Origin of the sequence: Nocardioides pymetrozini (genome assembly GCF_046058985.1) — a bacterium.
Taxonomy (GTDB): Bacteria; Actinomycetota; Actinomycetes; order Propionibacteriales; family Nocardioidaceae; genus Nocardioides.
This window is the reverse complement of record NZ_CP175556.1, coordinates 1,468,126-1,489,816: the sequence shown is the minus strand read 5'-3', so window position 1 is coordinate 1,489,816 and position 21,691 is coordinate 1,468,126. Positions and strand designations below refer to the sequence as shown.

The following is a 21,691-nucleotide window of genomic DNA, read 5'->3' as shown; positions in this document are numbered from 1 at the left end:
CCTTCCTTCGTCCGCCGGCCTATGTCCGCCGGTGGAAGCGCACGTCCCCGCTGGCGAGCAGCTCGTGCCGGAACGCGTGGTCGTGGATCCGGTGATGGTGGTGCGAGCAGAGGCTGATCGCGTTCGCGAGGTCGGTGGGTCCGCCCGCCGACCAGGGCGCGAGGTGATGGGCCTCCGTCCAGCTCGCCGGGATGGCGCATCCCTCGGCTCGGCACCGCCGGTCCCGTAGTCGCAGCGCTCGGCGCTGCGCCTTCGAGAACAGCCGCATCCGACGGCCGAGGTCGAGCACCTCCCCCTTCCCACCCAGCACCGCGGGGATGATGTGCGCCTGGCAGGCCAGCCGCCGTGCCTCCCCGGCCGAGATCGCGCCCTCGCCGTCGCCTGCGATCACGCCCGCGGTGGCCAGGTCGGACAGGATCTCGGCAAGACCCAGCGTCACGATCACCGTCGTGGCGTCACCGCCGTGTTCGGGGAGCCGGTCGGGGTCAAGCAGCTCGAGGAGGGCTTCGAACGCGTGCGCGTAGGCGCGGTGCTGCGGCACCCGCTCGCTCCCGGGGGAGTCGTGGCCCCGATGCCGTGGCGACGTGAAGGCCTGGAGGTAGTGCTCGAGTCGCTCGGCCACCGGGGTCGGCAGCGTCCCCCAGATCCGCGTCCGACCGTCGCCGAGATCGCGCAAGCGCAGGGACGCCTTCTCGCGCGCCCGCCGCTCCTCGTCGGCCAGCCGACGCCCTTCCTCCGCCTCGGCGACCTCGGGCGCGACGACCTCCAGGATCCGGCGCCCCAGCCTCCTCAGCTCTCGCGGGGGATGTGCGGCGGCGTACTCCACCAGCGTCCGCTCCGCCTCGACGGCCAGCTCCGGTCCGAGCTCGGGGGCAGGTCCTCGACGGCATCGACGATGACCCGCGCCTGTGCCACGGCGACGACCCCGTCCCGCATCCCGGCCGCGACCCACGGCCGCCGCTCCAGTGCCCTGGCCAGGTGGAGGTCCGCTCGCGTGGCCCGCGGATCCGCCTGCGTGGCATGAGCCAGCCACGCCGCGACGTCCCGCGCGCCGTGCTCGGCCGCGACGTCGTCGCAGGCCGCCAGCACGCGCGCCTTCAGCTCCGCGACCTGGGCCTCGGCCCGCGCGAGCTCGACCAGTGCCCGCTCCTTCTCGGAGGTCGAGAGGAACACCGGCTGGGAGTCGGCGACCCCCGCCACCACCTCGCGCACGCGCGTAGCGCACGCCACCACCGGATGGGGCGGCACGAGGACGGCGGTCGACATCGGTGCTCCAGCAGACGGGCGGGACGGGCGGGGTCTCGCCCTCCAGGAGGAGCCCGACGGCTCAGCGGTCGTGACGACCCTGTCCTGCAGCGCTGCGCCTCAGGTCCCCGGGACCACTCGAAGCATCCCGCCGTACGGCCTGCAGCCATCCTACACGACGTCGAACAGATGTTCGATATCTCGTGCACACCCCTGTCGGCCCATACTGCTGCGGTGACCGACCTCGCCGCGCTCCTGCGCCAGTGGAGCGAGACCCAGCTCGCCGCGCTCGGCACGCACGAGCGCCTGAACGAGGAGGCCGCGCGCTCGGGGAGCCTGCTTCGTGCACCGGCCACGACGGCCGACGTCGTCGCCGCCGAGCAGCGGCTCGGCACGCGCTTCCCGCCGTCGTTCCGCGCCTTCCTGCTGCTCTCGGACGGCGCGTACGGCGACACGATGGGGCCGGTGACCGACAACCCGCCGGGCGAGTCGATGGGCTTCCTGCCGGCGGCCGAGCTCCGGTGGTACCGGGACGTCGAGCCGGAGCTCGTTGCGATGTGGGTGCGCACCCAAGACGAGATCGACGAGGCGAACGGCGGTCCCGACCTCACCCCTGTTCACGAGTACGGCGAGGTGCGGGATCACCGGCCGGTCCGCGACGCGCTGCTCATCGCGCGCGGCTTCGACGCCAACTGCTCACTCCTCGTGCCCGTCGGGGGGCCGGGACCCGGCGAGGAGTGGGAGGTCTGGGACCACTACAAGGAGGGCGCCAGCCGCTGGTCGTCCTTCCGCGCCTTCCTGGTCGACGCCGTCGAGGAACAGGTCGGCGTCGAAGCCGACGAGGGCACGACGCGTCACCTGCTGGCCGCAACGCAGGCGGGAGACGTGCGGGCATCGATCGTCCTGGGCCGGGTCCGCTCCCCCGAGGCCGCGCCTGCATTGATGGCGGCCGCGCGCGACGGAATCGCGACGACGAGCGTCCTCCAGGCGCTCGCCCGCATCGGCGGCCCCGAGGTGGTCGCCTTCCTCGTCGGTCTCGACCTTCCGGACTGGGAGGAGCGTCAGCGACAGCACGCCCTGGCGACCATCGGCACCCCCGCCGCCCTGGACCATCTCGCGGCCGTCGGCGGGTGCTACGAGCTGGCACGGGTGGGTGACCCGCGGGGCACGGAGATCGCCGCGGCACAGCTGCGCTCCACCGACGACGTCTCCACGGCCCTGGTGGCGGCGAGCGTGCTGCGGGCGCAGCCCGACCCCCGCTGGGTGCCCGACCTGCTCGTCGCCCTCGACCGAGCGACCAACGACCAGCTACGGCTGAGCGTCCTCGGCGCGCTGCAGGCGTGCGGTGCGCACACCGACCCCGGCGCTCAGAGTCCCAGCGACTCCAGGTAGAGGTCCCCGAGGTGCCCGGCGCCCAGGATCGCGGTCCAGGCGCCGAGCACCATGAAGGGCCCGAAGGGCAGTGCGGTCTTCCGTCCTGCCCTTCCCCCTGCCATCAGCAAGACGCCGGCCACCGCGCCGAGGAGGAAGCCGAGGAAGGCGCCCACCAGGAAGGTTCCCCACGTCAGGTAGGCGGTCATCGCACCCACCAACCCGGCGAGCTTCACGTCGCCGAAGCCCATCCCGCCGGGTGCGACGTACCAGACCACGAAGAAGAAGAGGGTCAGCGCCGCCGCGCCCTCCAGGGCGCGCAGCAGCGCACCGCCGTCCCCACCGAGCGCCAGCAGGACCGCGAGGACGGGGTACGACGGCAGCACGATCACGTCGGGGAGCCGGTGCACGTCGAGGTCGATGAGGGCCAGTGCGATGCTCACCGCGGCGAACACCAGGTACGCCGGCAGCAGCCGCGGTCCGCCGCCGTCGCTCCCCAAGCGCAGCGCCACCAGGACGAACGCGAGCCCGGTCCCCGCCTCCACCAGCGGGTAGCGCGCGCTGACCGACGCGTCGCAGTCGAAGCACCTGCCGCGCAGCACCAGCCAGCCGAGCACGGGCACGTTGTGGCGGTGGCGGATCGGATGCTTACATGCCGGGCAGGCCGACGGCGGGTGCACCACCGACTCCCCCGCCGGCACCCGGTGGGCCACGACATTGAGGAAGGACCCGATGGCCAGCCCCAGCAGGCCGGCGAAGACCGGGACGGCGACCTCGAGGAATCCCTGCTCGCTCAGCGCTGGTGGCTCCAGTTCAAGACCGTGACCTCGCGGTGGGGAGGGCCCGGCGTCCCGCCCTCGTCGAACAGCTCGACTCGTGACTCGAGCGCGAGCTCTCCAGCGCCGGGCGTGCATCCCGATGACACGCCCGCGCACAGGTACACCTTCAGCCGGACGATCGTGCGCTCGAAGCCGAAGCCCGGCGAGTTGTCAGGCAGCTCGATCACTGCCCCCGGATAGCTGAAGGATCCCGTCTCGAAGACCTTCAGAGATCGGGCGACGACCCCGAACCGGAAGACCGACTCGTCGATGTTGTTGAGCGCGAGGTCGATCAGAGCGAGGGGCGTGTACGTCGTCCCCTGGACGTAGTAGGTCGTCGAGTTGCCGGAGACCTTGATCACGGGGTCTCCTCCCGGGGACGCGACCGAGCCCGACTGGGCCCGCAGGTCCGGGACGTAGTAGGTGAGCTCGAGCCGGATCGAGTCCACCGATGCGGTCTGCGCAGCGCTGCTGAGGGCTGCCCGGTAGGCGAGCGTGGCACCGGTGAAGCCCTTGTCGTGGACGGCTCGCTTCAGGGCCGTCCAGTTCGCGCTGTTGGCACTCGCCAGGACGATCTGGTCCTCCGTCATGGTCGTGCGCACCGGCAGCGGGTAGCTGGTGGCCAGGGCCGTGGTGCCCGACGCGTCCTTGGAGGTGAAGGCCACCGTCGAGGCCGTGCTGTTCGCCGCGCCCTCCTTGTGCCGGATCCGCAGCGTGGCGGCGGTCAGGACTGCCCCCTTCGGGATGGCGGTCGCCGGTGCGAAGCCGTCGACGGTCATCGTCGAGGTCTCGCTCCCCGGGCCGACCTTGGTCCACACCGCCTCGCCTCCACCGGCGTCCTGGAGGGCCGCCGGAGTGGCGCCGGCGAAGCTACCCGGCACGGGCACGGACGTCGCCGTCCGAGCGTTGGCCCCGTCGACCACGGTCGGGGACGGCGTCGATCCGGTCCGCTGGCCGTAGATCGCGATCGGCGGACGGCTCGCGTGGTAGCTGCCGCAGATCTCGACCGCGGTGGACTGGCCGTTGGCCTCGATGAGCAGTCGGCTCGTCCCTCCGAAGATGAACTGGACGCCCTGGGCGTTGACGTCGTCGATCGGGTTGACGCAGCGGCCCGGCACGGTGGTGTCGCTCGTCAGCGTCCCCGCCACCACCGTCTTGCGACCACCGATCGTCCACACGTTTCCGGTGTTCGGGGCGATGTCGCTGTCGTGCAACGCGTCACCGCTCGCGTTGTGGAAGTCGAAGTAGTACGCCCCCGGCTTGAAGTGGATGAAGCACTGCTGGTTGGTGTTGGTCAGCGCATTGAGCTTCGTGACGTCGTCGTAGTAGCCCGGCTCGAGCTGGACCGAGCCGTTGTTCGGGCAGGTCGCCGGCGGCGTCTGGAGAGACGGAATGCCGCTGCCCGCCAGGACGAGGTCGCTCTGATAGGCGGGGTCCGCGGCGGTGCCCGCGTTGCAGTCGACCACGGGCGCGACCATCGCCGCCGCCGGCGTGCAGCCGCTGTGAGCCCGGATGCTCTCGGTCGACTCGAGGTTGCCGTTGTTGTCCCGCACGATGTCGGAGTTGACCCAGATGCCGCCCTTGACCCGGAAGGCCGCGCCCGAGCCGTTGGTCTTGAAGTTGAACCCAGTCTCGCCTCCGGTGCCGAGTGTCAAGATCGCATTGCCTGGCTTGTTGGAGCTGTTGATGGGAACGGCGGAGCCCTGCTCCCCGGTCGCGTCCTCGGGCTCGCAGACGACCGCGGCGGAAATCACGCTGGCGGTGTCGCCACCTTGCGTCGGAATCAGGTTGTCGAGGGTCAGTGTGTCCTTCGGCGTCGTCGCCCCGCCGCTGCCGTCGAACCCGAAGCAGCCGGTGCCGACCCTGTTGGTGTAGTACCACGGATCTGGCTCGCCCGAGCCCACGTTGTGGCCCGTGCGCAGCGCGTTGATCGCGGTCTGCGCTGCCCCGTCGGCGGCGTACGACGAGCGCGCCACGTCCCGCAGGGCGACCGTGGCCCGAAGGCTCCCGTCGCCGCGGGTCAGGACGACCCCGGTCACGACCGCGACGACGGCGACGACGAAGATCGCGATGATCAAGATGGCGCCTTCGTCGTCGCGTCGGCGAAGGGAGGGACGGTGGCTCATGACTGTCTCCGTTCGCCGGCGAGCGTGGCCGTATGGGCGACCGTGCCGTTGCCCTCGGGATCGAGGACCGACATGCTCAGCCGGACGACACGCGGCACCTGAGCACCCGACCCGCTGCAGGCGATATCGCACGTCACCGTGGGGATCTGGTTGAGGCTGTGCGCGACCTCGACCGTGGAGACCACTGTCGAGCCGTGGCAGCGGCGCCGGACCAGGTCGTACCGACCACCGTCGGGTTGCGCGACATAGCTGACCGTCACCGGGCTCGGCACCGCCGTGGAGTCCAACGAGGTGTAGGCGCTCCATGCCAGGGTCACGACGGTCGTCCCGGCGGGAAGGGTGCAGGCCGGCGTGACCCCCACCGACTGCTGGAGGGGGAAGGTCTTGGTCCCGGCGTCATAGGACCGCACACCGATGCTCGCGACGTCGCGCTGCCAGTAGGCCGCCGCGAACTGGACGTCCAGCGACTCGGTGAACCGCGCCTGGGTGTCGACGGTGGTCTTGAAGTAGCTGATCACGATCCCGCACAGGGCGGTGACGATGACGCCCATGATGGCGACCGTCATCAGCATCTCCACCAGGGTGAAGCCACGGTCGTCACGCAGCGGGCGCCTGTCGGTCATGGGCACGCCGTACCCGTCCCGCACGCTCGTCGGACGACGATCGTCAGTCGCTCGGTGGCCCGCCCGTCGGCACTGCCGACCGTCAGCCTGAGCCGCTGGACGCCCCGGTCGCGGCCCGGGCAGGCGCCGGTCGCGATGACCGCACCGTTGCCGTCGAGCGGCTCGGCTGCGGCCTGTGCCGCCGTGTAGCCGGTCGGCGGCGAGTATCCGACGACGGCCGGTGCGTAGGCACCGGCGCCGGCGCAGCGCACGTAGTGGGCGTCGTCGTCGAGATATCTCTCGATGGCCTCCGCGTAGCTGCGGACCGACGACCCGCCGGTCGACTGCTTCCGGTGGATATCGGATGTCTGCACGCTGAGCTGGAGCCCGGCCAGGATCGCGACGCCCGCGATGCTGAGGACCGCCAGCGCCACCAGCGTCTCGACCAGCGTCACTCCGGCGTCGGGGCCGGAGGCCAGTCGGCGGCGCAGGCGCGGGACCATCAGATCTCGACCTGCTGGAAGATGCCGTACATCGCGGACACCAGCGCGACCGCGACGAAGCCCACGATGCCGCCCATCACGATGATGACGGCCGGCTCGAAGAGGGCGGTCAGCTTGCTGATCTTGTAGTCGAGCTCGTCCTCGTAGTACTCCGCCGTCACCTCGAGCTGGGTGTCCATGGAGCCGGTCTCCTCACCGACCCGGAGCATCGCCGTGGCGGTTCCAGGGAACAGGCCGGTGCGCGCGAGCGGACCTGCGATGCCCTGGCCTTCGAGCATCTGCTCGGTGACGCCGTTGAGTCGCCGTACGAAGACGCGGTTGCGCAGCGAGTCGGTGGCGACGCGGATCGCCTCGGGGAGGTTGACCCCCGCCGAGACCATCGAGGCCATCACGCGGCAGAAGCGCTCGACCAGGGCGTACTGGATGGTCTCCCCCAGCACCGGCACCTTGAGCAGGAAGGCGTGCCACGCGTGCTTGCCGCGCTCGAAGCGCTGGGAGAGCGCGAAGAGCAGCGTCCATGCGCCGACGGCCGCGGCGACCGCCCACCACCACTGGCCCAGCCAGCGCGTCGAACCGAGCAGCATCCGCGTCGGTAACGGGAGCTCGGCGTCGAGCTCGAGGAAGAAGTCCTCGAACTTCGGGAGCACGTAGAGCGCGAGAACGAGGACGGTGACCACCGACATCACGGCCACGGCGATGGGATAGATGAGGGCAGACTTGATCTTGCGCCGCGCCTCGAGGTCGCGCTCGATATAGCGGGCCAGCCGCGCCAGGACCGTGTCGAGCTCGCCGGTCAGCTCCGCAGATCGGATGATGCCGCGGTAGTACTCCGGGAAGACCTTGGGATAGCGCTCCAGGGTGTCGGAGAACCGCTCCCCCGTCCGCAGGCCGTCCTCGATGTCGTGCATCATCCTGCGGACCGACGAGTTCTCGCTCTCCGCGCCGATCGAGTGCACGGCGTCCAGGATCGGGAGACCGGCGCGGAGGAAGGCGGCGATCTGGCGGGAGAGGTGCATGACCTCGTCCTTCTTAATCCGCGGGCCCGTGATCTCGTACTGGAGGATGCTCTTCTTCTCGGTGACCCGCAGGTCGCGCAGGTCGCGCTGGTAGAGAGCGACCTCGGCATCGCTGCGGCTGGGCGCCCTGTGCGTGCCCTTGACGCGCTTCCCTTCCAGGTCGACTCCGGCGAAGGCGTACTTGGGCATCTCAGACTCCCGCGACGTAGATCGAGCGCATGACCTCGGCCGCCGTGGTCGTGCCGTCCGAGACCAGCCGGACGGCCTGCTCCTGGAGGGTGCGCATGCCCTGGCTGCGCGCCAGCTTGCGCATCTGGTCGTGCGGCGCGCGGTCGACGATCAGCTCGCGCACCTCGTCGGTGACGACCAGCATCTCGTAGACGCCGATCCGCTCCAGGTAGCCGGTGTGGGCGCAGAGGTGGCATCCGGTGCCGTGCCGCCAGCCGGCGATCGGCTCCTGGCCACCGAACTGCTGCACGAAGGCGAGCTCGTCAGGCGAGGGCTGGTAGCCCTCCAGGCAGGACGTGCAGCTGCGCCGGACGAGGCGCTGGGCGACGACGGCGGTGACGGAGGAGGCGATGAGGAAGGCCTCGATCCCCATGTCGAGCAGCCGGTAGAGGGCAGAGACCGCCTCGGTGGCGTGCAGCGACGACAGCACGAAGTGGCCGGTGAGGGCGGACTGGACCGCGATCCGCGCGGTGTCGACGTCGCGGATCTCGCCCACGAGGATGACGTCGGGGTCCTGGCGCAGGATCGACTTGAGCCCTCCGGCGAAGGAGATGCCTGCGGCCTCGTTGATCTGGATCTGGTTGATCGAGTCGAAGGTGTACTCGACCGGGTCCTCGATCGTCATCAGGTTCTTCTCGGGGCTGTTCAGCTCGCCGAGGGACGCGTACAACGTGGTGGTCTTGCCGCCGCCGGTCGGCCCGGCGCAGATCACCATGCCGAAGGGTGAGCGGATCAGCTGGGAGTAGCGGAGCGCGGTGTCGGCCGGCATGCCGAGCTGCTCGAGGTTGAAGAGTGACCGGCTCTTGTCCAGGAGCCTCATCACGACCTTTTCGCCGCCCACGACGGCGGTGGTCGACACACGGATGTCGATCTCGCGCCCGTCGGCCTCCATCGTGATCTGCCCGTCCTGCGGTCGACGGCGCTCCACGATGTTCATCCCGGCCAGGATCTTCACCCGGCTGACGATCGCCGGGCCGATCGATGCGGGCAGGTCGAGCACCTCGGTCAGCGCGCCGTCGATGCGGTAGCGCACCCGGACCCGCTCCCCCGTCGGCTCGACGTGGATGTCGGAGGCCCGGTCCCGCAACGCCTGCGTGATCACGGAGTGGACGACCCTGACGACCGGCGCCTCCTCGTTGACGGTGACGTCGGAGAGGCCCTCTGCCTCCCGGCGCAGGACGTCGCGGGCCTCGAACGCCTGGATCTGGCCCCCGACCTCCTGGGTCGCGCGGTACGACGTGGCGATCCCGCGGTCGAGGTCGCGTCGGGTGGCGACGACCGGCCGCACGGGCAGCTCGAGCACGGCGGCGATCGCCCGCACCCGCTCGGGAGCGGGGTCGAGGACGGCGACGAGCACGCCGGTGTCGTCGACGGCGATCGGCAGCGCGTCGAGGGTGACCGCCTGGTCTCGGGTCAGGAGGCTGAGCGCCTCCGCCGAGGGCACCAGGGCTCGGAAGTCGGCCAGGGCGACACCGTGGTGCTCCGCCAGCGTGCGAGCCAGGGTGTCGTCCGTGATCGCTCCGCTCGCGACCAGCCGCTGACGCAGCGGGCCGTCCTGCTCCCGGACCGCGTCCAGCTGGTAGGGCTGGACCCGCCCCGCGGAGACCAGGATCCGGCCGAGTCGCTCGTCGTCCTCGTCCGTGCGCGGGACGGCGACCGGCGCCTCGACCTTGCTGTGCCTACCCTTCAGCCTCATCTGGTGCGCCGCCTAGCCGCCGACACCCGCGGCGAACCGCGGGCGCGCGTCGATGTCCTTCGGATAGAGGCTGCGCGCGACGGCCTCCTCCTCGGCGACGACCCCGTGCTGGATGAGGTGGGAGAGCGACTTCTCCAGAGTGACCATGCCGTCCTGGGCGCCGGTGACGAGGGAGTTGCGCAGCTGGTGGGTCTTGCCCTCCTTGATCAGGTTGCGGACCGCGGGCGTCGCGGTCAGCACCTCGTACGCCGCGACCATGCCGCCCCCGATGCGCGGGATGAGCCGCTGGTAGACCACGCACGAGAGAGCCGCCGCGAGCTGGACCCGGATCTGGGACTGCTGCTCGGCCGGGAAGACGTCGATCATGCGGCCGAGCGACTGCGCGGTGTCGTTGGTGTGGAGGGTGGCGAAGACGAGGTGTCCGGTCTCGGCGACGGTGAGGGCGAACTGGATCGACTCCAGGTCGCGCATCTCGCCGACCAGCAGCACGTCCGGGTCCTCGCGGAGCACCGAGCGCAGCGCGTCGTGGAAGCTCCCCGTGTCGGTGCCGACCTCGCGCTGGTTCACGGCGGCCATCTTGTGGTCGTGGACGTACTCGATCGGGTCCTCGACGGTGATGATGTGGCACCCGCGATGCGTGTTGATCAGGTCGATCAGCGAGGCGAGCGTCGTCGACTTGCCCGAGCCGGTGGGGCCGGTCATCAGGATCAGCCCCTGGTGACGCATCGCGAGCTCGCGCAGGACCGGCGGCAGGCCGAGCTCGTCGGGCGTCGGCACCGTCCGGGGGATCATCCGCAGCGCCACGGCCGTCACTCCCCGCTGGGTGAACGCGTTGCCTCGGATCCGCGCGTGCTCGCGCCAGGAGAAGGAGAAGTCGTACTCGTGGCTGATCTGCCACACCTCACCCTGCTCGGGTGTCAGCACCTCGGCGAGCAGCGCCTCGGTGTCCTCGCGGGTGAGCGCGGAGTGACCGGGGACCGGGGCGAGCGTGCCGTCGATGCGGAGCATCGGCGGGAGGCCGACCGTGAGCATGAGGTCTGTCCCCCGGGCCTCCCAGAGGGCGGAGAGCAGCTGGTCGACGCGGTCGCCGATGCGGTGCGGATGCTGGAACAATCGAATCTCCCCGGAGTCTTTTCAGTCCCGCGGGGCGGACCGTGCGGGTAGCACGGTCCGCCCGCATCGAGCCAGATCAGCAGGCCGCGGCGGCGTCCTGGTCCGCAGCGTTCAATGCCTCCGGCGGGGTGCCGCCGATCTTCGTGACGTACTCGGTCGGCACCTCCTTGAGGAATTCGGGGACCAGGGCAGCGACATTCGCCGGGTTGGAACCGTGCTCCGCGTAGTAGGCCTCGATCGCGGTGTTCACGATGCGGTACTCGGTCTTGCAAGCCGCCGACTTGCTGTTGTCAGAGATGCCTCGCACGGAGAACACCACGATGGCGGCGAGCACGGCCAAGATGATGATGACCACGAGGAGCTCGATGAGCGTGAAGCCGCGGTCCTCGCGGCGTGCCGCCGCAAGGCGGTCGAAGAGTCTGCGCATGCCAAAGCCTCCGGAAGGAGAGAGGGGTTGATGAGAAGGAGCAGCCCCCGAGCGCCTGTGACAAGGAAACGCCTGTCCCGACGCGGCGTCACGACAATCCAGATTTCTTTACCGACCGTCGGAAGACCCCGAACTTTCGGGCTTCTCGGCGTCCACCGGCATCGAGGAGGCCGGACGACGCAGCGCGCGGTCGACCACGAACGGCAGGTGCCGGATCGCGAGAGCGGCGAGCCGGCTGTCGCGACCGGGCACGACGAGGAAGCCGCGGCGCCGGCGCAGCGCGCGCATCATTGCGTCGGCGACGGCCTCGGGAGTGAGCGTCGCGACGCTCTCCTCGGCCGCAAGCACCTCCGGGGGCTTGAAGCGGCTCTCCTCCTCGAAGCCGGGGGTCAGCGTGTTCGGCGGGCAGAGCGTGAGCACGCGCACGCCGTACGGTCGAGCCTCGCGGCGCAGTGCCTCGGAGAAGCCGACGACGCCGAACTTCGTCGCGCTGTAGACGGTGTAGCCGAACACGCCGGCGAGACCGGCCATCGACGAGGTCGTCACGATGGTGCCGCCGCCCGCGGCGCGCAGGTGCGGAAGCACCGCCCGGCAGACGTGGACGGTGCCGAGGAGGTTGGTCGCCACCATGCCGCTGACGTCCTCGGCCGGGATCTCCTCGAGCCAGCCGGGCCGCGCGTAGCCCGCGGTCGTCACCACCAGATCCGGTACGCCGACCGCGGCGACGACCGCGTCGACGACGGCGCGCGTCGCGTCGGCGTCCGTCACGTCGACGACCTCGGCACGCGCTCGCTCCCCGAGCCGGGCCCGGGCCGCGTCGAGCTTGCGCGCCGACCGCGACAGGACGACGACCTCGCGGCCCTGCGCGACCAGGCGCTCGGCGACGGCGAGCCCGATCCCCTCCGACCCGCCGAACACGAACGCGACACCGACCATCGGCACAGGCTGCCAGATCAGTGCCCCACGTGCTCCTCGAACACCAGGACCGTCTGCGTCGCCACGACCTCGGGCAGCGACTGGATGCGCTCCAGCACCAGCTCACGCAGGTGCTCGGCGTCCCGTGCCCGGACCAGGATGACCGCGTCGAAGTCGCCACTCACCAGCGCGACGTGCGCAGCCTCCTCCAGCGCCCAGACCTTCTTGCGGAAGGACTTCCAGGAGTTCTGCTTGGTGCGCACGTGGATGTACGCCGACAGCCCGAGCCCGACGGCGGCGGGATCGACGTCGATGGTGAACGCACGGATCACCCCGGTGTCGACCAGCCGCTTCACCCGCGCGTAGGCGCTGGCCCGGCTGATCCCGAGCCGCTCGGCCACCTCGCGGATCGAGGTCCGCGAGTCGGCGCGCAAGATGTCCAGAATTCCCTGGTCGACGGCATTCATACCGGACAGATTGCCACCAGATCGGCCCTCTCCGCAGCCAACCGTCTGAGGACGCTCGCAATCGTCTGGACCGGGTCACACAATGCCGACATGTTCGAGGAAGCCCAGTACTTCGCCCCGGTCACCGCCGACGAGGACGGATCGCTCAAGGTCCACCTCGGCGCCGACCACCCCGGCTTCGCGGACCCGGAGTATCGCGCCCGCCGCGACGCCCTCGCCACGCTCGCCAGCAACTGGCGCCCGGGTGAGCCCTGCCCGACCGCGGAGTACACCGACGAGGAGCACGAGGTCTGGCGCGTCGTCAGCGAGGCGCTGGTGACCAAGCACCGTGCGTACGGCTGCCGCGAGTTCCTCGACGGCAAGGAGTCGCTCGGCCTGCCGATCGACCACATCCCCCAGCTGGCCGAGGTCAGCGAGTGGCTCGCCCCGTTGACGGGCTTCGGCTACCGCCCGGCCGCCGGCCTGGTCCCGCTGCGGGAGTTCTACGGCTCGCTGGCCGACAAGGCGTTCTGGTCCACGCAGTACGTCCGCCACCACTCGGTGCCGCTCTACACCCCGGAGCCGGACGTCCTGCACGAGGTCGTCGGGCACGGCAACACCCTCGCCAACCCGCGCTTCACCGCCCTCTACGAGCTCGCCGGCCAGGCGTCCCGTCGGGTCCAGACCACCGAGGCCCTGGAGTTCGTCAGCAAGGTCTTCTGGTTCACCCTCGAGTTCGGCGTCCTCTGGGAGGCCGGCGAGCTCAAGGCGTACGGCGCAGGCATCCTCTCCTCCCCCGGCGAGATCGAGGCGTTCCGCGGAATGACGATCCGCCCGCTCGACATCGCGACCATGGGCACCCAGGTCTACGACATCACCGACTACCAGGACGTCCTCTACGTCGCCGAGTCGTTCGCCCAGATCGAGGACGTGGTCGGCTCCTTCTGGGCCGAGTGCACGGACGACTCGATCGCCGAGATCCTGGCGCGCACCCCCGCCCACGCCTGAGCGCCGGGGCCCGCCCCGGCGAGGAGACCTAGCGGCGCGCGGCCCACGCGACGAGCTCGCGCGCGGGCCCCTCGGGCGGGTGCGGCCCGCCCTTCCAGACCGCGTGCAGCCGGCGGGTCAGGTCGAGCCCCGTGACCTGGATCCGCACCAGCCGCCCGGTCGCCAGGTCGTCGCGGACCGCGTGTGCGCCGACCGCCGCGGGGCCGGCTCCCGCGGCGACCGCGGCGCGCACGGACGCCGTACTCGACAGCTCCAGGGCCGGCGCGGCCCGCGGCAGGTCCGCGAGCGCACGCTCCAGGACGGTCCGCGTCCCCGAGCCCTCCTCGCGTACGACGAGGGGCGTGGCCGCGAGCGTCTCCGCGCTCACGCGGCGGCGGGACCGCTGGGCCCACGGGTGGCTCGGGCCGACGACCACGACGAGCTCGTCGGTGCCCACCAGCCGGCGGCGCAGCCCGCGTGGAGCCTCGGGCCCCTCGACGAAGCCGAGCGCGACGTCACCGGACTCGACGAGCTCGGCGACCCGGGCGGTGTTGGTCGCCGTCATGGTGACATCGGTCGGCTGCTGCCCGCGCTGCACCTGCTGGGCGCGCAGTCCGACCAGCCAGCCGGGCAGCAGGTGCTCGGCGATGGTCAGGCTCGCCGCGATGTCGAGATGCCCGCGCCGGTCCGCGCGCAGCGCGGCGATGCCGGCGTCCAGCTCCTGCGCCGCGTCGAGCACGCGGTCGGCCCACTGGACCACCAGCTCCCCCGTCGGGGTCAGCTCCGAGCCGCGCTTGCTCCGGGCGACGAGGGGCTCCCCCACCAGCGCCTCCATGGTCCGCACCCGCGAGGATGCGGCCTGCTGGCTGATGCCCAGCTCGGTCGCCGCGGCGCCGAGGCTGCCCGTCCGCGACACGACGACGAGCAGCTCCAGCGCGCGCAGGTCGGGCACATGAGGTCCGAGCATGTCACAAGGCTACCTTGTGAGCACCCAACCACAACCTCGTTCTGTGACCGGGTCGGGCCGACGAGACTGACCAGCATGACTCTTCGGGTAGCGATCGTGGGCGGCGGCCCCGCCGGCATCTATGCCGCCGACATCCTCACCAAGTCCGACGCCGACGTCTCCGTCGACATCCTGGAGCGCCTCCCCGCGCCCTTCGGGCTGGTCCGGTACGGCGTCGCCCCGGACCACCCGCGGATCAAGGAGATCATCAAGGCGCTGCAGCGGGTGATCGCCAAGCCGGAGGTGCGCTTCCTCGGCAACGTCGAGTACGGCGTGGACGTGAAGCTCGAGGACCTGCGGGAGTTCTACGACGCGGTCGTCGTCTCCACCGGAGCCATGGCCGACCGCGATCTCGGCATCCCCGGCGAGGAGCACTCGCTCGGCGCCGCCGACTTCGTCTCCTGGTACGACGCCCACCCGGACGTCCCGCAGGAGTGGCCCCTGGACGCGACGAGCGTCGCGGTGCTCGGCGTGGGCAACGTGGCGCTCGACGTCGCGAGGGTCCTGGCGAAGACCGGTGACGAGATGCTGGTGACCGACATCCCGGCCCACGTCCATGCCGCCCTCCGGGCGAAGACGATCACCGACGTGCACGTCTTCGCGCGCCGCGGCCCGGCGTACGCGAAGTTCTCCCCGCTCGAGCTGCGCGAGCTCAACCACTCGCCGAACGTCGAGGTGATCGTCCACCCCGAGGGCTTCGACGTCGACGCGCACGGGATGGCCCACATCGCGGAGCACAAGTCGCAGAAGATGGTGCTCAACACGCTGACCAGCTGGGTCGGCGCGGACCCGGTCGGCAAGCCGCACCGGATCCACCTTCACTTCGCCGAGGCGCCGGTCGAGATCCTCGCCGACGACGCGGGCCGGGTGACCACGCTCCGCACCGAGCGCACGCACTCGCCGAACGCCGACGGCCGCGTCGAGGGCACCGGTGAGATCACCGACTGGGAGGTGCAGCAGGTCTACCGCGCGATCGGCTACCGCAGCACCGCGCTCCCCGGCCTGCCCTTCGACGACCGCGCCGCCGTGATCCCGAACGACGGCGGCCGGGTGCTCGACCTGGACGGCGACCCGATCCCCGGCACCTACGTGACCGGCTGGATCAAGCGCGGCCCGGTCGGCCTGATCGGGCACACCAAGAGCGATGCCGCAGAGACCGTCGGCCACCTGCTCGCCGAGACACGGCCGACCGCGACCGCCCGCCGCCCCGAGGACGTCGACGCCTATCTCGCCGAGCGCGACATCGAGGTCGTCACCCACACCTCGTGGGAGCGCCTGGACGTCCACGAGGTCGCCCTCGGCGAGGCCGAGGGCCGGGCCCGGGTGAAGGTCGCGACGCGCGAGGAGATGCTGGCCGCGGGCCGTCCCACCGGTGGTTGAGAGGCCGGGCCGCCCGCGACCGAGCCTCGACGGCTCCTCTACGTTGGACGGGTGAGCCGACCGACCATCCTCCGCGTCCCGCCACTCAGCCCGCAGCTGCACGACGCCGTCGCCGAGCGGTACGACGCCGTGGACCCGGCCGACCTGGACACCCGCGCCGGCGACGTGGTCGGGATCGTGTGCACCAACACCGGCCCGGTGGACGCCGACCTGATCGCCGCGCTGCCGCGGCTGGGGGTCATCGCCAACCACGGCGTCGGCTACGACAACATCGACGTCCCGGCGGCGCTCGCGCGGGGCATCGCTGTCAGCAACACCCCCGAGGTCCTCGACGACGCGGTCGCCGAGACGGCGCTGGCGCTGCTGCTCGCCGTACGCCGGCAGGTCGTCGTAGCGGACCGCTTCGTCCGCGACGGCCGCTGGCTCGACGGCGCCTTCCCGCTGACCGACCAGGTCGCCGGCAGCCGGGTCGGCATCCTCGGCCTGGGCCGGATCGGGCGCGCGGTCGCCACCCGGCTGGAGGCCTTCGGCTGCACGGTCAGCTACCACAACCGCCGCGAGGTGCCCGCGGTGCCGTACGCCTATGCCGCGTCCGCCGCCGAGCTGGCCGCCGGCGTCGACAGCCTGGTGGTCGTGGTCCCCGGCGGCGCCGGCACCGAGGCGCTCGTCGACCGCGAGGTGCTCGACGCCCTCGGCCCGGAGGGCGTCCTGGTCAACATCGCCCGCGGCTCGGTGGTCGACCAGCCCGCCCTCGTCGCCGCGCTCCGGGAGGGTCGTCTCGGCGGCGCCGGGCTGGACGTGTACGCCGACGAGCCGCGGGTGCCCCAGGAGCTGACCGCCCTGGACAACGTGGTGCTGCTCCCCCACGTCGGCTCGGGCACCCACCCGACCCGGGCCGCGATGCGCGCGCTGACGCTCGACAACCTCGCGTCCTGGCTGGCGGACGGCACCCTGCGCACGCCGATCCCCGAGATGGCCGACCGCCCGGGTCAGTAGCTGAACGACGTCGCGGCGTCGTCCCCGATCCACTGCCACATCGGGATGGTGCCCCCGAGCTCGGCGCCCTCGACCAGGTCCTCCGGGTCCAGTGCCTTGGCGTTGAAGCACAACGGACAGACCAGGTAGGTGCCGCCGGCGGCGAGATAGCGCTCGAGCAGCTCCGGCAGGGTCGGGCAGCCTTCGCAGGCCCGGCCGACCGCCGTACCGGGCACCGCCAGGCGCACCGCCTCCTTGGTCAGGAACATCAGGGTCGGGCGACCCTGCTCGGCCGCACCGAGCGCGACCAGGAAGGCGACGGTGACCCGCTCCGGGTCCTCCATCCCGGTCGCCAGACTGATGACCGCCTTGTTCGACATGTCCTTCTCCTTCGCGTGGGATCCACCTCGGGGCGGTGGCTCCACCCCCGCCGCCGAAGGTAGGAGTCCGGACCCCGTGGCGCGTCCGCGCCGGCACGCAGTCCTGCGGCGCCCCGCCCACCGCACGCGTACGCGTGCGGGCAGCTCAGGCCAGCACCCGCGCCACCGCGGCCGCGCGGGCCGTCCGCCCGGAGAGGCCGAGCTTGAGATAGGCGTTCTGGAAGTGCCGCTCCACGGTGCGCACGCTGAGCGTGAGCCGATCGGCGATCGCGGTGTTGTCGAGCCCCTCGGCGGCGAGGAGCAGGATCTCCCGCTCGCGGGCCGACAGGTGACTCGCCGGTACGACGACGCGGTCGGCGTCCAGGAAGGCGGTCACCTCGTCCCGGAAGACCTGCCAGGCAGGCTCGTCGGCCAGCAGCACGTGGTTGCGCGACTGCAGCAGGACGAGCCGGGCGTCGGGCACAGCGGCCGCGAGCCGCGGCCCCCAGCCCGGAGCGACCCGGTCGCCCTCGGCGTGGAGCACGAGGGTCGGCGCCGCGATCCGGGGCAACAGCGCGCGCACGTCCACCTCATGACGGGCGACCCTGCTGCACACGGCGTTGTCGGTGTTGGTCGACGTGCGCTGCAGCTCGTCCATCCAGGCCATCTGCTCCTCGGTGGCGTCCGGGATGAAGGCGTTCGTGAAGACACGACGGAAGAGTGGGTCCGGCCGCGCCCAGCCCGCCCGGATCATCGCGCGGAACGCCTCCTCGGCCGCCTCGTCCTCCTGTTCGAGGCCACCGCCGGCCATCCCGCCGTAGAGCACCAACCGGCTCACCCGCTCGGGATGCGCGTGTGCGTACGCGATCGCGACCGGCGCGCCGCCGGACATCCCGAGCACGGCGAAGCGGCCGAGCCCGGCCGCCTCGACCAGGGTCTCGAGGTCCGCCACCCGTCGCCCGAGGGAGAAGTCCGAGACGTCCCATTCCGACAGGCCGAAGCCGCGCTCGTCGTACCGCACCACGGTCGCGACCTCGCCGAGGTCGTCGAGGAAGTGCCGCCACACCGGGCTGTGCCAGTCGTGCTGCAGGTGACTGAGCCAGCACGACACGATGAGCAGCGGCGGACCGGACCCGTGGCGCGCCCACGCGAGCCGCACCCCGTCGTCGGCGCGACAGAAGCGCACCTCCTGCTTGTCGGCGCCGGCCATCTCGGCAGCGTACGCCGCCCGGCGCGCCCGCGGGCTTCATCCGCCGGCCCCAACCGGGTGCCGGATTCTTGGCCGGGACGACAGCACGGAGGCGTGCCCGACTCCCGATGCTGGACGTCATGCACCAGCAGGCACCCGGCCATGCCCTCCCGGCTCTCGCGGAGATGGTCGCCGACATCGAGGCCCTCGTGACCTGCGAGTCGCCGAGCGAGGACCTCGACGCCGTCGCCCGCAGCGGCGAGACCGTCGCGGCTCTCGGCACCCGCCTGCTGGGTGTCGCCCCGGAGCGGATCGTGCTCGACGGCTGGACCCACCTGCGCTGGCGTTTCGGCGCGCACCCCCGCGTGCTGCTGCTCGGGCACCACGACACCGTGTGGCCGCTCGGCTCCCTCGAGACGCACCCGTTCGCGATCGACGGCGGCGTGCTGCGCGGGCCCGGCTGCTTCGACATGAAGACCGGCCTGGTGATGGCGATGCACGCCCTCGCCGTCCTCGACCTGCGCGACGGCGTCACGCTCCTCGTCACCGGCGACGAGGAGATCGGCTCGCCGTCCTCCCGCCGTCTCATCGAGCACGAGGCGCGCGGCTGCGCGGCGGCCCTCGTGCTCGAGGCCGCCGCTCCCGGCGGCGCGCTCAAGACCGAGCGCAAGGGGGTGTCCCGCTACGACGTCCTGGTCACCGGCCGCGCCGCCCATGCCGGGCTGGAGCCCGAGCGCGGGGTGAACGCGACCGTGGAGGTCGCGCACCAGGTGCATGCGGTCGCGGCGATCGCCGACCCCGAGCGGGGTACGACCGTCACGCCGACCCGGCTCGACGCCGGCACCACCATCAACACGGTCCCGGCCGCGGCCGGCTTCGGCGTGGACGTACGCGTGCGCGACCAGGACGAGCAGGACCGCGTGCACCGCGCGATGCACGGCCTGCGGCCGGTCCTCGCCGGCGCGGAGGTCGAGGTCGTCGGCGGGCCCAACCGCCCGCCGCTCACGCCGGCCGCGACCCGTGGACTCTACGAGCGCGCCGCCCGGATCGCGGCCCGCCTGGGCATCGACCCACCCACGTCCGCGTCGGTCGGCGGCGCCTCGGACGGCAACTACACCGCCGGGGTCGGCACCCCCACGCTCGACGGCCTCGGCGCGGTCGGCGGCGGAGCCCACGCCGACGACGAGCACGTCGTCCTCGCGGAGCTGCTCGACCGGACCCGGCTGCTGACCGCGCTCGTGGCGGACCTGCTGGCCGAGCCCACCCGTCCCGCGGGCTCCGTGGGGACCGAGGGCCGCCCGTGACGAGCGAGGCATGGGACGCGGCGGAGAAGGCCGCCGCAGGTGCCGGGATCGCGATCCGCACTCTCGACGACATCGCCGCGCTGGAGGACGTCCGCCGCCTCTTCGAGCGGATCTGGCGCACCGGCGCGACCAACCCGCCCGTGACCGCCGACCTGCTGCGCGCGATGGCCAAGGCGGGCAGCTACGTCGGCGGCGCCTACGAGGGCGACGAGCTCGTCGGGGCCTGCTTCGGGTTCTTCGCCGCCCCCGTCCGCGACGCCCTGCACAGCCACATCGCCGGTGTGGCCCGCCGGGTCGCCGGGCGCCATGTCGGCCTCGCCCTCAAGCTGCACCAGCGGGCGTGGACCCTCGCCGAGGGCGCCGGGGCGGTCACCTGGACCTTCGATCCGCTCATCCGCCGCAACGCCTGGTTCAACCTGGGCAAGCTCGCGGCGGACGTCGTCGAGTACCTCCCGGACTTCTACGGACCGATGGACGACGACATCAACCGGGCCGACCCCACTGACCGGGTGCTCGTGCACTGGCCACTGCGCGCGCCGGCGACCCTCGCGGCCTGCGCCGGGACGCCCCGAGCGCGCGACGCCGCGCGACTGCGCGCGGACGGGGCGGTCGTCGCGCTGGAGGCCTCCGCCGCGGGCGGCCCGATCGTGCGACCCGCCTACGGGCGCACGGTCCTGGTCGGCGTACCGGCGGACATCGAGGCTCTGCGCGAGCAGGACCCCCGCTGCGCCGCGGAGTGGCGCACAGCGCTGCGCGAGGTGCTCGGCGGGCTCCTCGCCGGCGGCGCGCGGGTGCGGGGGTTCGACCGAGCCGGATGGTACGTCGTCGAGAGGCAGGACGAGCAGTGAAGCTGACCGGAGTCGAGACCAGGACCGTCGAGGTGCCGCTGGTGGCGCCCTTCCGGACCTCCTTCGGGACCGAGACGGTCCGCAGGGCCCTGCTGGTCCGCGCCGTCACCGACGACGCCGAGGGCTGGGGCGAGTGTGGCGCGGGGACCGGGCCCTTCTACTCCTCGGAGTACACCGAGGGGGCGGCCGACGTGCTCGAGCGCTTCCTCGTCCCCATGGTGGCCGCGGTCGACGACCTCGACGCCCACCGGGTCGCGCCGGCGCTCGAGAGCGTCCGCGGCCACAGGATGGCGAAGGCCGCCCTGGAGACCGCCGTCCTCGACGCCGACCTGCGTGCGCGAGGAGTCTCCTTCGCGCACGCCCTCGGTGCCGTCCGGAGCGCCGTCCCGTGCGGAGTCTCGGTCGGCATCACCGACTCGATCCCCGCCCTGCTCGACGTCGTCGAGGGCTATCTCGCCGAGGGCTACCTGCGGATCAAGCTCAAGATCGAGCCGGGATGGGACGTCGCCCCGGTGCGCGCCGTCCGCGAGCGCTTCGGCGACATCCTCCTGCAGGTCGACGCCAACACCGCCTACCGCCGCGGCGACGCGCGCCACCTCGCCCAGCTGGACGCCTTCGACCTGCTCCTCCTCGAGCAGCCCCTGCCGGAGGACGACCTGCTCGGGCACGCCGCGCTGGCCCGGCAGCTGGCCACCCCGCTGTGCCTGGACGAGTCGATCGTCTCCGCGCGCGCCGCGGCCGACGCCATCGCGCTCGGCGCCTGTGCCATCGTCAACATCAAGCCGGGCCGGGTGGGCGGCTATCTCGAGGCCCGGCGGATCCACGACGTCTGCGCCGCGCACGGCGTACCGGTGTGGTGCGGCGGCATGCTGGAGACCGGCCTCGGCCGGGCCGCCAACCTCGCGCTTGCCGCCCTCCCGGGCTTCACCCTGCCCGGTGACACGTCGGCGTCCGAGCGCTACTACCGCACCGACCTCACCGCGCCGTTCGTGCTCGACGAGGGGCATCTGGCGGTGCCCACCGGTCCCGGCCTCGGCGTGAGCCCCCTGCCCGACGTCCTCGACGAGGTCACGATCGCCCGGTCCTGGCTTCCCCTCGGGTGACCCGCTCACTGGCCTGGGACTGATGGCGACCGAC

22 protein-coding genes are annotated in these 21,691 nt (G+C 72.1%); 7 read left to right on the top strand and 15 right to left on the bottom strand.

Annotated elements, in window-relative coordinates:
• Positions 1-19 precede the first annotated feature (19 nt).
• Both ACJ5H2_RS07245 and ACJ5H2_RS07240 read right to left on the bottom strand, forming a co-directional pair.
• A complete protein-coding gene (locus ACJ5H2_RS07245; protein WP_408898897.1) occupies positions 20-826 on the bottom strand; it encodes a DUF222 domain-containing protein in 807 nt (268 codons plus the stop codon).
• Entirely contained in the window at positions 790-1,212 is a 423-nt protein-coding gene (locus ACJ5H2_RS07240; protein WP_408898896.1) for a DUF222 domain-containing protein, read from the bottom strand. Before ACJ5H2_RS07240 ends, ACJ5H2_RS07245 begins: the two co-directional genes overlap by 37 nt.
• A gap of 267 nt (positions 1,213-1,479) precedes the next feature.
• On the opposite strand from ACJ5H2_RS07240, the gene ACJ5H2_RS07235 reads away from it, so the two are divergent.
• Positions 1,480-2,637: an SMI1/KNR4 family protein gene (locus ACJ5H2_RS07235; RefSeq protein WP_408898895.1), complete on the top strand. Its 1,158-nt coding sequence runs from the start codon at positions 1,480-1,482 to the stop codon at positions 2,635-2,637.
• Here ACJ5H2_RS07235 and ACJ5H2_RS07230 read toward each other — a convergent pair.
• From ACJ5H2_RS07230 to ACJ5H2_RS07185, 10 genes are all read right to left on the bottom strand, one after another.
• On the bottom strand, positions 2,613-3,356 hold the full coding sequence (locus ACJ5H2_RS07230) for a prepilin peptidase (protein ID WP_408899597.1): 744 nt from the start codon (positions 3,354-3,356) through the stop codon (positions 2,613-2,615). The two genes, ACJ5H2_RS07235 and ACJ5H2_RS07230, sit on opposite strands and share 25 nt — an antisense overlap.
• Positions 3,357-3,409: 53 nt before the next feature.
• On the bottom strand, positions 3,410-5,560 hold the full coding sequence (locus ACJ5H2_RS07225; protein ID WP_408898894.1) for a hypothetical protein: 2,151 nt from the start codon (positions 5,558-5,560) through the stop codon (positions 3,410-3,412).
• Positions 5,557-6,183, bottom strand: a complete 627-nt coding sequence (locus ACJ5H2_RS07220) for a type II secretion system protein J (RefSeq protein WP_408898893.1) — start codon at positions 6,181-6,183, stop codon at positions 5,557-5,559. The genes ACJ5H2_RS07225 and ACJ5H2_RS07220 overlap by 4 nt, the downstream gene beginning before the upstream one ends.
• Positions 6,180-6,665, bottom strand: coding sequence for a type II secretion system protein (locus ACJ5H2_RS07215; protein ID WP_408898892.1), 486 nt, complete (start codon positions 6,663-6,665; stop codon positions 6,180-6,182). The genes ACJ5H2_RS07220 and ACJ5H2_RS07215 overlap by 4 nt, the downstream gene beginning before the upstream one ends.
• Positions 6,665-7,870: a type II secretion system F family protein gene (locus ACJ5H2_RS07210; protein WP_408898891.1), complete on the bottom strand. Its 1,206-nt coding sequence runs from the start codon at positions 7,868-7,870 to the stop codon at positions 6,665-6,667. The genes ACJ5H2_RS07215 and ACJ5H2_RS07210 overlap by 1 nt, the downstream gene beginning before the upstream one ends.
• A 1-nt stretch (position 7,871) precedes the next feature.
• Positions 7,872-9,605 carry a GspE/PulE family protein gene (locus ACJ5H2_RS07205; protein WP_408898890.1) on the bottom strand — a complete coding sequence of 578 codons (1,734 nt, stop codon included), beginning with the start codon at positions 9,603-9,605 and terminating at the stop codon, positions 7,872-7,874.
• A 12-nt stretch (positions 9,606-9,617) separates the two neighbouring features.
• A complete protein-coding gene (locus ACJ5H2_RS07200) occupies positions 9,618-10,718 on the bottom strand; it encodes a type IV pilus twitching motility protein PilT (RefSeq protein WP_408898889.1) in 1,101 nt (366 codons plus the stop codon).
• A 76-nt stretch (positions 10,719-10,794) separates the two neighbouring features.
• Positions 10,795-11,145: a type II secretion system protein gene (locus tag ACJ5H2_RS07195; RefSeq protein WP_408898888.1), complete on the bottom strand. Its 351-nt coding sequence runs from the start codon at positions 11,143-11,145 to the stop codon at positions 10,795-10,797.
• A 108-nt stretch (positions 11,146-11,253) separates the two neighbouring features.
• The gene (locus ACJ5H2_RS07190) at positions 11,254-12,081 is read right to left on the bottom strand and encodes an SDR family NAD(P)-dependent oxidoreductase (RefSeq protein WP_408898887.1); all 828 of its coding nucleotides are present in this window, start codon (positions 12,079-12,081) and stop codon (positions 11,254-11,256) included.
• A gap of 17 nt (positions 12,082-12,098) precedes the next feature.
• A complete protein-coding gene (locus tag ACJ5H2_RS07185; protein WP_408898886.1) occupies positions 12,099-12,527 on the bottom strand; it encodes an Lrp/AsnC family transcriptional regulator in 429 nt (142 codons plus the stop codon).
• A 90-nt stretch (positions 12,528-12,617) separates the two neighbouring features.
• Between ACJ5H2_RS07185 and ACJ5H2_RS07180 the strand changes: the two genes are divergently transcribed.
• Entirely contained in the window at positions 12,618-13,514 is an 897-nt protein-coding gene (locus tag ACJ5H2_RS07180) for a phenylalanine 4-monooxygenase (protein ID WP_408898885.1), read from the top strand.
• Between the two features lie 28 nt (positions 13,515-13,542).
• Here the strand turns inward: ACJ5H2_RS07180 and ACJ5H2_RS07175 are convergent, their stop codons facing one another.
• Positions 13,543-14,460 carry a LysR family transcriptional regulator gene (locus ACJ5H2_RS07175; protein ID WP_408898884.1) on the bottom strand — a complete coding sequence of 306 codons (918 nt, stop codon included), beginning with the start codon at positions 14,458-14,460 and terminating at the stop codon, positions 13,543-13,545.
• A 75-nt stretch (positions 14,461-14,535) separates the two neighbouring features.
• Between ACJ5H2_RS07175 and ACJ5H2_RS07170 the strand changes: the two genes are divergently transcribed.
• Together ACJ5H2_RS07170 and ACJ5H2_RS07165 are read left to right on the top strand one after the other, a co-directional pair.
• Entirely contained in the window at positions 14,536-15,879 is a 1,344-nt protein-coding gene (locus ACJ5H2_RS07170; RefSeq protein WP_408898883.1) for an FAD-dependent oxidoreductase, read from the top strand.
• A gap of 51 nt (positions 15,880-15,930) precedes the next feature.
• Positions 15,931-16,875: a 2-hydroxyacid dehydrogenase gene (locus ACJ5H2_RS07165; protein ID WP_408898882.1), complete on the top strand. Its 945-nt coding sequence runs from the start codon at positions 15,931-15,933 to the stop codon at positions 16,873-16,875.
• Here ACJ5H2_RS07165 and ACJ5H2_RS07160 read toward each other — a convergent pair.
• A complete protein-coding gene (locus ACJ5H2_RS07160; protein ID WP_408898881.1) occupies positions 16,869-17,234 on the bottom strand; it encodes a hypothetical protein in 366 nt (121 codons plus the stop codon). The genes ACJ5H2_RS07165 and ACJ5H2_RS07160 overlap by 7 nt on opposite strands.
• A gap of 145 nt (positions 17,235-17,379) precedes the next feature.
• Complete coding sequence (locus ACJ5H2_RS07155) at positions 17,380-18,423, bottom strand: alpha/beta fold hydrolase (protein WP_408898880.1); 1,044 nt, start codon at positions 18,421-18,423, stop codon at positions 17,380-17,382.
• Between the two features lie 119 nt (positions 18,424-18,542).
• Here ACJ5H2_RS07155 and ACJ5H2_RS07150 point away from each other — a divergent pair, with 119 nt between their 5' ends.
• From ACJ5H2_RS07150 to menC, 3 genes are read left to right on the top strand one after another with little or no spacing between them, the layout of a single operon-like run.
• On the top strand, positions 18,543-19,706 hold the full coding sequence (locus ACJ5H2_RS07150; RefSeq protein ID WP_408898879.1) for a M20 family metallopeptidase: 1,164 nt from the start codon (positions 18,543-18,545) through the stop codon (positions 19,704-19,706).
• Positions 19,703-20,554, top strand: a complete 852-nt coding sequence (locus tag ACJ5H2_RS07145) for a GNAT family N-acetyltransferase (RefSeq protein ID WP_408898878.1) — start codon at positions 19,703-19,705, stop codon at positions 20,552-20,554. Before ACJ5H2_RS07150 ends, ACJ5H2_RS07145 begins: the two co-directional genes overlap by 4 nt.
• Positions 20,551-21,657 (top strand): o-succinylbenzoate synthase, encoded by a 1,107-nt coding sequence (gene menC, locus ACJ5H2_RS07140; RefSeq protein WP_408898877.1) that lies wholly within the window; start codon positions 20,551-20,553, stop codon positions 21,655-21,657. The genes ACJ5H2_RS07145 and menC overlap by 4 nt, the downstream gene beginning before the upstream one ends.
• The last annotated feature ends 34 nt before the right edge of the window (positions 21,658-21,691 follow it).